Here is a 12,761-nt window from a genome sequence, read left to right as displayed (position 1 = left end):
GACGGCCCTGCGCGGCAGGGGCGTGAGGGGTGCCACCCGTGCGGGTGGCACCCCTCACGCCGTCGGTGCCCGTCGGCCGGGCGTGCTGCCGCGGGCGGGTCGGGGAGCGGGTCGGTCGGCCCGGCCGGTCGTGGCCCGGCCGGTCGTGAGTCGGGTCAGCCGCGGCTCTGGAAGACGATCCTGGTCCAGCTGGAGCCCGGGCAGTTGCCCCAGACCGCCCACGGCTCGGGCCGGGCGCCGATCCAGAGGCCGGTGGTGGAGGTGCCGTTGGCGCAGTAGGTGATGGTGCGCAGCTGGCCGGAGTAGATCCGGCAGTTGCCCTCCCAGCGCCAGCCGTAGTCGGCGGTGATGGTGCAGTGGTAGGAGGCGGTGACGGCCGCGGGCGCCGCGGCGGCCGAGCCGGCGGAGATGCTCTGGTCGGCGGCCGGTGCGGCGGCCCCGGCCGGCAGGGTCGTGGTGCCGAGCACGCCGAGGGCGGCCGCGGCCACCATCCCGAGCCTTGCGGTGTTCCGGGCGATGCAACCTGACATGGTGATCTCTCCTCGCTCGTGGTGCCTGCCCCGGCCGGGCGGCAGCAGGGCTTCGGCAATTCCCCTGCCCCGCCCGGGGGATGACGCATTGCACACGAATAACTGCGCACGGTGAGATGACGAACTATGATGTGATGTGCGTCACAGGGCAGTCGGCGATCGGATCGTCAACTGTGCCTTCGGGGTGCCGATTTCCGAGGGGAGCGGCATGGAATTCACCGGCCGGTGCCGGAGTGGGCGGGATTCGGGCGTCGCTGCTGCTCCCGGAGCGGCGGCGCCCCTGGCGGCCGATCCGGAATCGGCGGAATTCAACCGGGTGTTCACGGAAATGCTGCCGAGGCTCCACCGGGCGGCCGTCTCCCTCGTCGGGAGTCCCTGTGCGGCCGGGGACGTCGTGCACGAGGCCTATCTGCGCATCGCCCGCAGGCCCGAGCGGTTCCTCGGGCACCCGCAGCCCTATGCCTATGCGGTCACCACGATGGCGAACCTCGTGCGCGACCAGTGGCGCCGGGACCGCCGGCGGCTGGTCGTGCCGGATCCCGTCGAGGGGGAGCGTGCTCGGACGGATCCGCTCGGCGGCGGGCTGGGGGAGTTGCAGGCGCGTTGGGAGGTGGTCCGGCTGCTGCGCTGCCTCACGGTCAAGCAGGCCCGCGCGGTGGCGCTGGTCGACCTCGACGGGTACTCGGTCGACGAGGCGGCCGCCCTGCTGGGTGTGCACCGGTCCACGCTGGCGGTCACCCGCCGTCGCGCGCTGGGCCGGCTCCGGGCTGTGCTCGAACGCGAGCGCGAACACGGCCGGAGTGAACCCGGGCCCGCGTGCGGGCGGGTCGACGGGGAGGCCGACGGGTCGGCCGATGGGGGGGCCGACGGGTCGGCCGATGGGGGGGCCGACGGGTCGGCCGATGGGGAGGCCGACGGAGAGACCGAAGGGGAGGCCGGCGAAGGGGGTGGCGAGCCCGGTGGTGGCGGCCACGGCGGCAGCGACGTGACACGGCCGGCACCCCGGCCCGACGCACCGGGCTGACGGCATGTCAGCTGATGTGCCACCCGGGCCCGTACGCTGCGAATCGTGATCACGTACGAGGAGCACCGGCTCCGCACCCTGGTCGAGGACGGCCGCTGGCCCGAACTGCTGGGTTCCTACCGGCAGGCCCGCGCCGTCGCCGTCGCGCGCGCGGGCGAGGAGCGGGCGGCGGCCGTCACCGCGCCGCTCGGCCATCTGATCGCGTACGCCGCGCCGCCTGAGGTGGCCGTCCGCTTGTTCGACCCGGACGGCGGCCCCGGAACCGCCGCCGGGGTGGCCGACCACGACTCCGGGCCGCTGTGGGAGGTGCTGGCCACCCGGCACTCGTGGCTGCGGCTGGCCCCGTTGCTCGGCCCGGCGCGGGTGCGGCGGCTGGTCGCGCACACCCGGGTGCTGCTCGGCGAGGACCTCTCCTACGGCGCCGAACCGGATCCGGAGGGCGTTCCGCTGGTGCTGGAGCCCTGGGAGACCGCGGGCTGGGGCGAGGGCACCCGGGTCCGCGACTACCTGCCGCGTGGCGGTTCGCGCAGCGCACTGCTCACGCTCCCCGCCACCCGGGAGGGCCTGGGCCCGGTGCTGCTGCCCGAGCCGGGCGGACGGTTGCGCGGACAACGGGCGACGCGGGCGCTGGCCGCGCTGGCGGAGTGGGCGGAGGTGGCCTGCGTCCGGGGTCCGGCGCCGCAGGCGGCGGGGCAGCTGGCTCCGGGGCGACGGGTCACCGGCGGGTACCTCCCGTTCGCGATCGCCTATCCGGTGCTGGTCCAGGCGGGCGCCGCGGAGCGCTCGCAGGGCTCGGCGGACGGCCGGCTGGCGCTCTGGCGGGCGCTCGGCGCGATGGCCGGCGGGGAGGGGCCGAACCGTGTGGAGGTGAACGCCCTGGTGGCCCGGATGCGGTGCTTCACCTGGTGCGACCCGGCGGACGACCTGCGACACGTACACGTCGCGATGGAGGATCCGGCGACCGGCCTGAGCTGGGCGGTCAGCGGCTCGGACGAGCCCTGACGGGCACGACCCGGGGCCGGCGCGGGAGGGATCCCGGTCCCGGCGCGAACGCGGAGGCAGACGCCGGCCAGGTGCGACGCGGACGTCGGCCACGTGCGACGCGGACCCCGGCCCGGCCGGAACGGACCCCGGCCCGGCGCCGCCCGGGGGGTTGGGCTTGCGGCGCCGGGCCGGGGAGAGTGGTGGCCGGGGGAGCGGCGGTCAGGCGGCCGTCGTGCTCGGTGCCCCGCCCTGCGGCGGGACGGCGCCCGGCAGCGCGGGGGCGGCGTCCGGGGCACCGGCGGTGCCCGGGGCGGCCGGGTCGGCGGGCGAGGCCGGAGCGCCGTGCGCGTCGACCAGCGTCCGCTCGTCGAACGGCACCTCGCCCGCCAGGACCTGCCGGGCCCGCTCGCGGTCGAACTCGCCGGTCCAGTGGCCGATCAGCACGGTGGCGACGGCGTTGCCCGCGAAGTTGGTGAGCGCCCGGGCCTCAGACATGAAGCGGTCGATGCCGACGATCAGGCCGACCCCGTCCACCAGCGCCGGCTTGTGCGACTGGAGCCCGCCGGCCAGGGTGGCCAGCCCGGCGCCGGTGACGCCGGCCGCGCCCTTGCTGGCGATCACCATGAAGACCAGCAGCGAGGCCTGCTCGCCCAGCGACATCGGCTTGTCCATCGCCTCCGAGATGAAGATCGAGGCCATGGTCAGGTAGATCGCCGTGCCGTCGAGGTTGAAGCTGTAGCCGGTCGGAACGGTGATGCCGACGACCGGGCGGCTGACGCCCAGGTGCTCCATCTTGGCGATCAGCCGGGGCAGCGCGCTCTCCGAGGAGGAGGTGGAGAGGATCAGCAGGAACTCGCGGCCCAGGTAGCGCAGCAGCGTGAACACGTTGACGCCCGCGACCAGCCGGAGCAGCGTGCCGAGCACCACGACCACGAAGAGCGCGCAGGTGATGTAGAAGCCGATCATGATGACGGCGAGGCTCTTCAGCGCGGCCGTGCCGGTCGCTCCGACCACCGCCGCCATGGCCCCGAAGGCGCCGATCGGGGCCACCCACATGATCATCGACATGACCCGGAAGACCAGCCGCTGGACGTGCTCGATCCCGCGCAGGACGGGCGTGCCGGCCGGTCCCATCGCCTGGAGGGCGAAGCCCGCCAGCAGGGCGACCAGCAGGGTCTGCAGCACCTTGCCCTCGGTGAGGGCCGACAGCATGGTGGTCGGGATCATCCCGAGCAGGAAGTCGGTGGTGGACTGGGCGGCTCCGGCGGCGGCCTGGGCGTGCCCGGACTTGGCCAGCGCGGCGGTCAGGTGCAGTCCGCCGCCGGGCTCCAGCAGGTTGCCGACCAGCAGGCCGATGGCCAGCGCCACCGTCGACATGGTGAGGAAGTAGCCGAGGGCCAGGCCGCCGACCTTGCCGACCTTGGCGGCCTTGGTCACCGAGCCGATGCCGAGCACGATGGTGCAGAAGATGACCGGGCTGATCATCATCTTGATCAGGTTGACGAATCCCGTCCCGACCGGCTTCAGCTCCACGGCGAACCCCGGCGCGGCCAGGCCGACCACCACGCCCGCGACCACGGCCGCGATCACCGCGAGATAGAGGTAGTGGGTGCGGTCCTTCCGTCTGACCCCCGCCTGCGGTCCTGCTCCGGTGATCGACATCTGCGGCTCCTTCGCCATGCAGTCCTGGCGGCCCCGGGTGGTGGGCCGCTCCGAACTATGGGGCCGCGGGGTGACGGGGGTCACGTTTGCGTTCATAGAGTTCACGTGCGCCCGCGGCGGGTTCGCCTGTGCCCGCCGTCCGCAGGCCGCCCGGACCGGGCCCGGCCGTGGTGCACACTGGCAGGCATGTCCCCGCGCACGCTCCCCACGCCGCGCCGTCGGCCGGTGCCCGGTGCGCCGCGCCGACTGGTGCGCAGCCTGGCCGGACAGCTCTTCGTCGTCCAGGTGGTCATCGTCGCCGCCGTGGTGGCGGGCGGCGCCGTGCTGGCCTACCTGTTCACCGCCGACCGGACCGAGGCCGCGGCGCGCAGCCAGGTCACCGCCGTCGCCGAGGCGGTCGCCGACTCGCCGTCCGTCCGGGCCGCCGTCGCCGGGCCCGATCCGACCGCCGTCCTCCAGCCGTACGCCGAACAGGTCCGGGCCGACACCGGGGTCTCGTTCATCACGGTGATGGACACCGCCGGGGTGCGCTGGACCCACCCGCTGCCCGAGCAGATCGGCAGGACCTTCCTCGGCCACATCGACTGGGCGCTCGCCGGGGAGACCCGCAGCGAGACGTACACCGGGACGCTCGGCCCGTCCGTCCGGGTGGTGACCCCGGTGTTCGACGAGCGGCACCGGGTGGTGGCGCTGGTCAGTGCGGGGATCACGGTGAAGTCCATCTCCGCGCAGCTGAGCGGGCCGCTGCTCGCCCTGGCCGGTGTGGCGGTGGCCGCGCTGGCGCTCGGCGGGCTCGGCACCTACCTCGCCAACTCCAGGCTGCGCCGGCACACCCACGGCATGGGGCCGGCCGAGCTCAGCCACCTGTACGAGTACCACCAGGCCACCCTGCACTCGGTGCGCGAGGGCCTGGTGCTGCTCGACCGCCGCCACCGGGTGGTGCTCTGCAACGACGCGGCCCGTGAACTCCTCGGACTGGCCGGGGACTTGGAGGGGCGCCCGGTCGACGGGCTGGGGCTGCCGGAGGCGCTCGTGGCGGCCGTGCTCGGGGCGGAGCCGGTCCGGGACGAGGTCCATCTCACCGCCGAGCGCGTCGTGGTGCTCAATACCTCCACCATCGGCACCGGCCTCGGCCGCGTCCTCACCCTCCGCGACCACACCGAACTCCAGTCGCTGAGCGGGGAGCTGGACTCCGTGCGCGGCTTCACCGAGGCGCTCGGCGCGCAGGCGCACGAGGCCGCCAACCGGCTGCACGCCGTCGTCTCGCTGATCGAACTCGGGCGTCACCAGGAGGCGGTGGAGTTCGCCACCGCCGAACTCGCCCTCGCCCAGCAGCTCACCGACCGCGTGGTCGCCGCCGTCGGCGAGCCGGTGCTGGCCGCGCTGCTGCTCGGCAAGGCCGCCCAGGCCGCCGAGCGCGGGGTGGAGCTGACACTCACCGAGGACAGCCGGATCGACGACGGCGTGCTGCCGCCCGGACTCTCCGCCCGCGACCTGATCACCGTCCTCGGGAACCTGGTCGACAACGCGGTGGACGCGGCGATCGCCGGCGCCGCCGAGAGCCCCGACCCGCCCGAAGTCACCGTCACCGCCCGGATCGACGCCACGCCCCGCGACGGCGGGCACCTGCTGCTGCGGGTCGCCGACACCGGCGCCGGCATCGACCCGGCCGCCGTGGACGACGTGTTCCGGCGCGGCTGGAGCACCAAGCAGGACGGCCGCGGGCACGGGCTGGGGCTCGCCCTCGTCGCCCAGGCCGCCCGGCGCAACGGCGGCACCGTCGAGGTCGGCCGGGACCGCGGCGCGGTGCTCACCGTGCGGCTGCCGCTGGTCCGGGTGCCTGGGCGGTTCGAGGCGGTGGCGTCGTGACCCGCCCCCCGGCCCGGCCCGAGATCTCCGTCCTGGTGGTCGAGGACGACCCGGTGGCCGCCGCCGCCCACACGCTCTACGTCCAGCGCGAGCCGGGCTTCCGGGCCGCCGGGACGGTGCACAGCTGCGCGGACGCGCTGCGCTTCCTCGACCGCGCCCGCGCCGCGGGCACCCCCGTCGGCCTCACCCTGCTCGACCTCTACCTCCCGGACGGGCACGGCCTCCAGCTCTGCGGCACGCTGCGCGCGGCCGGCCACACCACGGACGTCATCGCTGTCACCTCCGCCCGCGACCTCGCGATGGTCCGCCAGGCCGTCTCGGCGGGTGTCGTCCAGTACCTGCTGAAGCCGTTCAGCGCCGCCGCCCTGCACGACCGCCTGGAGCGGTACGCCCGCTACCGCGACACCCTCGCCCGCACCGGCGAGGCCACCGGCCAGGACGAGGTGGACCAGGCCCTCTCCCTCCTGCGCACCCCCGAACGCACCGCCCTCCCCAAGGGATTGAGCGCGCCGACCCTGGACACCGTCGCCACCGTCCTGCGCGACGCGCGCACCGGGCTCTCCGCGGCCGCCGCCGGTGCCGCCGCCGGCGTCTCCCGCATCACCGCCCGCCGGTACCTCGAACACCTCGTCGACAGCGGCCTCGCCGCCCGCGAACCCCAGTACGGCAACGTGGGCCGCCCGGAGCTCTGTTACCGCTGGACGGGCGGCGGGGGCGGGTGAGGGTCAGACGGGGATCAGCATGATCCGCTTGTCGCAGAGCTTCGCCATGTCGTCGACGTCGCTGGTGAGGAGCCGAACGGGCCCCGGCTGCGCCATCGCGGTGGCTGCGACGACGGCGTCGATCGCGTACTTGTGCCCGTGCAGCCCGGCTGCCCTGAGGAGCGCCATGGCCCGGTGGGTCAACTGCCGGGTCACCTCCTCGACGTTGAGCCGGGAGACGACGAAGTCCCAACGGGGCTGCGGCTGCTGCGGATTCATTGCCTCGATCAGCGTGAGCGTGCTGATGACGACCCTGGCGCCGTGAGTCTTGGCGTGGTCGATCCGGGCCATCACGAGGGGATCTTCGGCGACCGCGCGGGAGAGGCCCTCGCTGTCGAGCACCAGCGCTCCCGGCGTCAGCTTGCCAGGGACTCGTTGGTCTCCTGTTCGGCGAGCCACTGAGCGTACCTCCGCTCTGCTTCCTCGGCCTCGCGGGCAGCCTGGGCTCGGGCGGTTTCAGGGATCTCACCGTTGCGGCGGACGTAGTCGTCGACCAGTTCGGCAAGGCGCTCGCGCTCTATCGCCTGTCTGACCGCAGCGGTGACGTAAGCGCTGAAGGACCCCTTTCCGACCCGGGTGCGGACCTCCTCGGCCACGTCCTCGGGCATCGAGACGCTGTACTTCTTCACCGGGCGCGACGCCGGCGCTGCATCCATCGGTTCGGACATGCGGCCAGGTTACCACCGGCGGTGTCAACTAGGGATTGACCCGGGTCGCCCGTGCGAGGTATTCGTCGTTCGTGTCCGTATAGCTGTCCAGGCGCCAGCCGGTGGAGGTCAGGAGGGGGCGGAGGTTGGGCTCGGCGCGGAGGTCCCCGGGGGTGAGTTCGCGGCCGTGGCGGGCGGCGAGGGCGGCGCGGCCGACGGGGTGGAAGAGGGCGAGCGCGGCGCCGGGGCGGCAGACGCGGGCGAGTTCGCGCAGGGCGCGGGCCGGATCGGGGAGGTGGGAGATCAGGCCGGCCGCGAAGACGGCGTCGAGGGTGGCGTCGGGGAGCGGGAGGCGGGCGCAGTCGGCGAGCAGCAGGGGCGCGGCGCCGGGGTGGCGGGCGGCCGCCTCGTGCAGCATCTCGGGGGTGACGTCGGCGCCGAGGACCCGGCCGGAGGGGCCGGTCGCCGCACGCAGCAGGGGGAGTGCGCGGCCGGTGCCGCAGCCGGCGTCGAGGACGGAGTCGCCCGCCCGCAGGCCGAGCCGGGCGATCGCGGCGGCGTAGCGCGGGCCGTCGTCGGGGAAGCGGGCGTCCCAGCCGGCGGCGCGGGCGGCGAAGAACTCGCGGGTGCGGGCCAGTTCGGCCTCGTACGGGGAGGCGGGGGTGGAGGGCGACATGGGGGCGAGGGTAGCGCGAGGGCCGTAACCTCCGGCCCGGCCGCTCGTTGGGCTGGCGGGATCCGCGTCACCCGCGCGGGTGGTTCTCGCCCCCCGGGGCACATCCGGCCGGGCCGGGGAAGTAAAGTTAGGCTTACCTAACTTCTCGGGAGTCCGTCTTGACGCTCGCCGCCGTCCCCGCCACCGGGCCCGCCGCCGTCCCCGCCCAGGCCCAGGGCGGCGACGCCATCCTGCGCCGCCAGCGCGTCCGCGAGTCCGCCGCCCGCACCTACGCCCGCTCCTTCCCGATTGTCCCGGTGCGCGCCAACGGCATGACCGTCGAGGGCGCCGACGGCCGCCGCTACCTCGACTGCCTCTCCGGCGCGGGCACCCTGGCGCTCGGCCACAACCACCCGGTCGTCCTGGAGGCGATCCGCCGCACCCTCGACAGCGGCGCACCGCTGCACCTGCTGGACCTCGCCACCGCCGAGAAGGACGACTTCACCACCGCCCTGTTCGAGAGCCTGCCCCGGGAGTTCGCCGAGCAGGCCCGGGTGCACTTCTGCGGGCCCGCCGGGACGGACGCCGTCGAGGCCGCGCTCAAGCTGATGCAGACCGCCACCGGCCGCTCCGGCGCCCTCGCCTTCACCGGCGCCTACCACGGCATGACCGCCGGAGCCCTCGCGCTGACCGGGAACGTCGCCGTCAAGGAGCCGCTGCCGGGCGGTGGCGAGGTCGCCCGGCTGCCCTACCCCTACGGCTACCGCTGCCCGTTCGGGGTCGGCGGCGAGGCGGGCGCCGGGCTCGCCGCGACCTACGCCGAGCGGCTGCTGGACGACCCCTCGGGCGGCGTCGTACGGCCCGCGGCGATGGTCCTGGAGGCCGTGCAGGGCGAGGGGGGCGTGGTCCCCGCCCCCGACGACTGGCTGCGCGCGATGCGCCGGATCACCGCCGAGCGCGGCATCCCGCTGATCGTGGACGAGGTGCAGACCGGTGTCGGCCGCACCGGCGCGATGTGGGCGGTCGAGCACAGCGGGATCGTCCCGGACGCCATGGTGCTCTCCAAGGCGATCGGCGGCAGTCTGCCGCTCGCCGTCGTCGTCTACCGCGCGGAGTACGACGGCTGGCGCCCGGGCGCGCACACCGGCACGTTCCGCGGCAACACCCTCGCCATGGCGGCCGGCGCGGCCACCCTCCGGTACGTCGCCGCGCACGGGCTGGCCGAGCGGGCCGCGCTGGTCGGCGCCCGGATGACCGGGCGGCTGCGCGCGCTGGCCGGAGAGCTCCCGGTGATCGGCGACGTCCGCGGACGCGGGCTGATGATCGGCGTCGAACTGGTCGACCCGACGGCCGAACCGGACACCTGCGGGGCCCGCCCGGCCGCGCCCGCCCTCGCCGTCCGGGTCCGCGAGGCCTGCCTCGCACGCGGGCTGATCGTCGAACTCGGCGGCCGGCACGACGCGGTGCTGCGCCTGCTGCCGCCGCTCACCATCACCGACGAGCAGGCCGACGCCGTCCTCGACCGGCTCGCCGACGCCATCGCGGCCGCCTCCCGGGCCGACGTCCCGGTCGTGCCGGGCACCACGTCAGGCACGGCGCAGGGCACGGCCCCGGGCGTGGCGGGGGCCCGGTGAGCGGGCCCGAGGGCGGGCCGGGCCCCGCCGGGGAGCCGGAGGAGTCCGGCCTCCCCGACGACCCGGTCGCGCCGCTCGACGCGCTGGCCGGCGGCACGGCGGGCCCGGCCGCGCTCGGCCCCCTGCTGGCCACCGTGCTGGACGCGCTGGACGTCGGGGCCGCCCGGCGCGGCGGCCCCCTGCCCGCCGGCCACCCGGCCGGGATCGCCGCCCGGGTCGCGGAGGAGCTGGCCGGCGCGCACGGCCCGCAGGCGCTCGCCACCCTCACCGAACTGCTCACCCTCGGCGCCGCCGACCCCGCCGACCCGGCCTGCGCCGCCCACCTGCACTGCCCGCCGCTGGCCGTCGCGGCCGCCGCGGACCTCGCCGTCAGCGCGCTCAACCCCTCCCAGGACTCCTGGGACCAGGCCCCCGCCGCCACCGCGCTGGAGACCGCGCTGCTCGCCGAACTCGCCGCCCTGGTCGGCTACGACCCGGCCCGCGCGGCCGGCGTGCTGACCTCCGGCGGCACCGAGTCCAACCTGATGGGCCTGATGCTGGCCCGCGACCAGAAGCTCGACGGCATCGTGGAGCTGGACGGCCTCCCGGCCGGTGCCACGCCCAGGATCATCGCCTCGCAGGCGGCGCACTTCTCCGTCCAGCGCGCCGCCGCCCTGCTCGGCCTCGGCGAACGCGCCGTCGTCCCCGTCCCGGTCGACCGCGAGCTGCGCATGGACCCGGACGCCCTGGCCCGCGCCCTGGCCGAGACCAGCTGGGCCGGACAGACCCCGATCGCCGTCGTCGCCACCGCGGGCACCACCGACACCGGCGCGATCGACCCGCTGCACACCGCCGCCGACCTCGCCGCCCGCTACGGCGCCTGGTTGCACGTCGACGCCGCCTACGGTGGCGGCGCACTGCTCTCCGACCGCCTCGCCCCGCTGCTCGACGGCATCGCCCGCGCCGACTCCGTCTCCCTCGACTGGCACAAGCTCGGCTGGCAGCCGGCCGCCGCCGGGGTCTTCCTGGTCCGCCGCGCCGAGACCTACGTGTCGCTCGCCCGCCGCGCCGAGTACCTAAACCCGGCCGACGACGAGCAGGCCGGCTACCCCAGCCTCCTGGGCCGGTCGCTGCGCACCACCCGGCGGGCCGACGCCTTCAAGATCGCCGTCACCCTGCGCACGCTCGGTCGTGCCGGACTCGGCCGGCTGGTCGACGCCTGCCACCAACTGGCCCTGGACGCCGCCGGAGCCGTCCGTGCCGAGCCCGAACTGGAACTGCACGCCGAACCCGTCCTCACCACCGTGGTGTTCCGCTACCGCCCGCCCGGCGATCAGGACCAGGCCGTGCTCGACGAGGTCAACGCCGAGGTGCGCCGGACGCTGCTCCGCACCGGTCGCGCGGTGGTCGGCCGGACCGAACTTCCCGGCGAGGGCCCGGGCCGGGTCCGCCTGAAGCTGACCCTGCTCAACCCGCACACCACCGCCGCCGAGGTGGGTGAGCTGCTGCACGCGGTCGTCCGTACCGGGCGGGAGGTCCGGCCGGACTAGCGGCGGCCGGAGGATGGCGGCCGGCCCTCCGGGGGCCGGCCTGACGGCGCGCGCCGACGGGCCGGAGCCCTCGGCCGCCGCGTGCCGCATTCAGAACCAACGCCTTTTTCGCGGGAGGATGTTGGAGGAATCCACACTGGCGTGACATGCTGTCCGGGGGATATCCGGCCGCCCCGGGAAAGCCTCCGTGGACATACGTTTCCGTGGGAGTACAGGCCGATTCCGGCCGCCCGGGGATCAGATTTCGCCAACCCCCCGGCAGGGCTTGCGGAGATCCCGAAGAGCGGCGGTAACTTCATGTGGTCGCCGCCCCACCAAGAGCACACGGCTCTCCGGTGCAGGCCGTCTGACCAGGCGCGCGCCATCCGCACGCGGTGAGACCACCCTTACGGCCGGGTGAACTCCGCCTATCCGCCGTGCACTTTGGTGAACCCCGGTAAAAACCGCGTGAACCACGTGAGACCGAATCCTTTGAACAATCCTGCGAAGCGGAGGCAAGGCATGCGCGAAACCCTCCCGGGCGAAAGCACTTTCACCATTGATACGAACACGTACGAGGCACTGCCGTTCTCCGACCGCTGCCGGGACATCTGGCGGCGTGGCGACCACCTGCTGATCGGTGTCAGTCCGGGAAACAGCTACTTCAGCCACCGCCGAATAGCCGAACTCATCGGATGGGGGCGGGAGTTCTTCGAGCGGATCGACATCGTCCACGCCGACCTGCACGTCGGGGCGCAGTACGAGGCCTTCGGCTACGACGCCGAACGGGCCGAACGCCGGGCCGTCAAGGAGGTCAAGGCCACCGCCCGGCGGATCGCCCGCGGCGCCGAGGACGCCGGTTCGCCCGACGGCGTCCGGATGCACGCGCTCTCCGAGTTCGCCGGCCACCCCGTGTACCGGCGGCTGCACCGGCAGGCCGTCGACGCGCTCGGCACCGACCGGGAGTTCCGCGAGGCGGCGGAGGGGATGGCGCGGGGCTTCCTGGCCGCCCGGATGGACGAGGGGCTGGCCCCGAACGAGCCGCAACTCGCCGCCGGGCTCCGGTACATCACCGCCGAGCTGCCGTTCTTCCTGGATACCCCGGCACTGCTCGGAGTGCCCTCGTCGGTCAGCTGCTACCACCTTCAACTGCCGCTCACCCCCGTTCTGTTCGGCCGCGACGAGGGGCTGCGTGCGGCGCCCGCCCAGGGGTACGCGGTGGTCCGCCCGGCGGCGCCGTCCGGGCCCGTCGGCGTCGTCGCCGAGACTTCCGTGGAGCCGGCCCGCGCCGCCTGAGCCCGTCCCGGGCCCCTCTCCCGCAGCGTGGCCCTCCTGTGGCGCCGCCCCCGCCCGCAGTGGCGATTCGCTCCCCCCGCGGCGCTTCCCTCCCCGCCACGCTGCCCCTCCCGCAGCGCTTCTCGCGCCCCTTCCCGTTCCACCACGCTGCCGTCCCGCAGCGTTCCCCGTCCCGCAGTGTTCCCCCATCC

General features: G+C 75.0%; 12 protein-coding genes. 7 read left to right on the top strand and 5 right to left on the bottom strand.

Annotation, left to right across the window (positions count from 1 at the left end):
• Positions 1-155: 155 nt before the first annotated feature.
• Positions 156-530: a hypothetical protein gene (locus C2142_RS08495; protein WP_148641827.1), complete on the bottom strand. Its 375-nt coding sequence runs from the start codon at positions 528-530 to the stop codon at positions 156-158.
• Positions 531-738: 208 nt separating this feature from the next.
• On the opposite strand from C2142_RS08495, the gene C2142_RS08490 reads away from it, so the two are divergent.
• Both C2142_RS08490 and C2142_RS08480 read left to right on the top strand, forming a co-directional pair.
• Positions 739-1,554 carry a sigma-70 family RNA polymerase sigma factor gene (locus tag C2142_RS08490; RefSeq protein WP_277347245.1) on the top strand — a complete coding sequence of 272 codons (816 nt, stop codon included), beginning with the start codon at positions 739-741 and terminating at the stop codon, positions 1,552-1,554.
• A gap of 45 nt (positions 1,555-1,599) precedes the next feature.
• Positions 1,600-2,556, top strand: coding sequence for a hypothetical protein (locus C2142_RS08480; protein ID WP_148641826.1), 957 nt, complete (start codon positions 1,600-1,602; stop codon positions 2,554-2,556).
• A 201-nt stretch (positions 2,557-2,757) separates the two neighbouring features.
• Here C2142_RS08480 and C2142_RS08475 read toward each other — a convergent pair whose 3' ends face one another.
• Positions 2,758-4,200 (bottom strand): cation:dicarboxylase symporter family transporter, encoded by a 1,443-nt coding sequence (locus C2142_RS08475; protein WP_148641825.1) that lies wholly within the window; start codon positions 4,198-4,200, stop codon positions 2,758-2,760.
• A 186-nt stretch (positions 4,201-4,386) separates the two neighbouring features.
• Here C2142_RS08475 and C2142_RS08470 point away from each other — a divergent pair, with 186 nt between their 5' ends.
• Both C2142_RS08470 and C2142_RS08465 read left to right on the top strand, forming a co-directional pair.
• Positions 4,387-6,069 (top strand): ATP-binding protein, encoded by a 1,683-nt coding sequence (locus tag C2142_RS08470; RefSeq protein ID WP_148641824.1) that lies wholly within the window; start codon positions 4,387-4,389, stop codon positions 6,067-6,069.
• Complete coding sequence (locus C2142_RS08465; RefSeq protein ID WP_148641823.1) at positions 6,066-6,791, top strand: response regulator; 726 nt, start codon at positions 6,066-6,068, stop codon at positions 6,789-6,791. The genes C2142_RS08470 and C2142_RS08465 overlap by 4 nt, the downstream gene beginning before the upstream one ends.
• A gap of 3 nt (positions 6,792-6,794) precedes the next feature.
• On the opposite strand, the gene C2142_RS08460 is transcribed toward C2142_RS08465, so the two are convergent.
• The 3 genes from C2142_RS08460 to C2142_RS08450 are packed head-to-tail and all read right to left on the bottom strand — an operon-like array spanning position 6,795 to position 8,153.
• Positions 6,795-7,172, bottom strand: a complete 378-nt coding sequence (locus C2142_RS08460; protein WP_346766369.1) for a DNA-binding protein — start codon at positions 7,170-7,172, stop codon at positions 6,795-6,797.
• A 14-nt stretch (positions 7,173-7,186) separates the two neighbouring features.
• Complete coding sequence (locus tag C2142_RS08455; protein ID WP_148641822.1) at positions 7,187-7,498, bottom strand: hypothetical protein; 312 nt, start codon at positions 7,496-7,498, stop codon at positions 7,187-7,189.
• A 28-nt stretch (positions 7,499-7,526) separates the two neighbouring features.
• Positions 7,527-8,153 carry a methyltransferase domain-containing protein gene (locus C2142_RS08450; protein WP_148641821.1) on the bottom strand — a complete coding sequence of 209 codons (627 nt, stop codon included), beginning with the start codon at positions 8,151-8,153 and terminating at the stop codon, positions 7,527-7,529.
• Between the two features lie 227 nt (positions 8,154-8,380).
• Here C2142_RS08450 and C2142_RS08445 point away from each other — a divergent pair, with 227 nt between their 5' ends.
• From C2142_RS08445 to C2142_RS08435, 3 genes are all read left to right on the top strand, one after another.
• Positions 8,381-9,766, top strand: coding sequence for a diaminobutyrate--2-oxoglutarate transaminase family protein (locus C2142_RS08445; RefSeq protein ID WP_277347327.1), 1,386 nt, complete (start codon positions 8,381-8,383; stop codon positions 9,764-9,766).
• An 83-nt stretch (positions 9,767-9,849) separates the two neighbouring features.
• A complete protein-coding gene (locus C2142_RS08440; RefSeq protein WP_148642277.1) occupies positions 9,850-11,295 on the top strand; it encodes an aminotransferase class I/II-fold pyridoxal phosphate-dependent enzyme in 1,446 nt (481 codons plus the stop codon).
• Between the two features lie 501 nt (positions 11,296-11,796).
• Positions 11,797-12,570 (top strand): tRNA-dependent cyclodipeptide synthase, encoded by a 774-nt coding sequence (locus C2142_RS08435; RefSeq protein ID WP_148641819.1) that lies wholly within the window; start codon positions 11,797-11,799, stop codon positions 12,568-12,570.
• Positions 12,571-12,761: the final 191 nt, after the last annotated feature.

Origin of the sequence: Streptomyces sp. CB01881 (assembly GCF_002953255.1) — a bacterium.
Taxonomy (GTDB): domain Bacteria; phylum Actinomycetota; class Actinomycetes; order Streptomycetales; family Streptomycetaceae; genus Kitasatospora.
This window is presented reverse-complemented; position numbering and strand designations above follow the sequence as displayed.

Coding starts and splice junctions, on each gene's coding strand:
- C2142_RS08495 (WP_148641827.1), bottom strand. CDS start 530: ATGTCAGGTTGCATCGCCCGGAACACCGCAAGGCTCGGGATGGTGGCC.
- C2142_RS08490 (WP_277347245.1), top strand. CDS start 739: ATGGAATTCACCGGCCGGTGCCGGAGTGGGCGGGATTCGGGCGTCGCT.
- C2142_RS08475 (WP_148641825.1), bottom strand. CDS start 4,200: ATGTCGATCACCGGAGCAGGACCGCAGGCGGGGGTCAGACGGAAGGAC.
- C2142_RS08470 (WP_148641824.1), top strand. CDS start 4,387: ATGTCCCCGCGCACGCTCCCCACGCCGCGCCGTCGGCCGGTGCCCGGT.
- C2142_RS08455 (WP_148641822.1), bottom strand. CDS start 7,498: ATGTCCGAACCGATGGATGCAGCGCCGGCGTCGCGCCCGGTGAAGAAG.
- C2142_RS08450 (WP_148641821.1), bottom strand. CDS start 8,153: ATGTCGCCCTCCACCCCCGCCTCCCCGTACGAGGCCGAACTGGCCCGC.
- C2142_RS08435 (WP_148641819.1), top strand. CDS start 11,797: ATGCGCGAAACCCTCCCGGGCGAAAGCACTTTCACCATTGATACGAAC.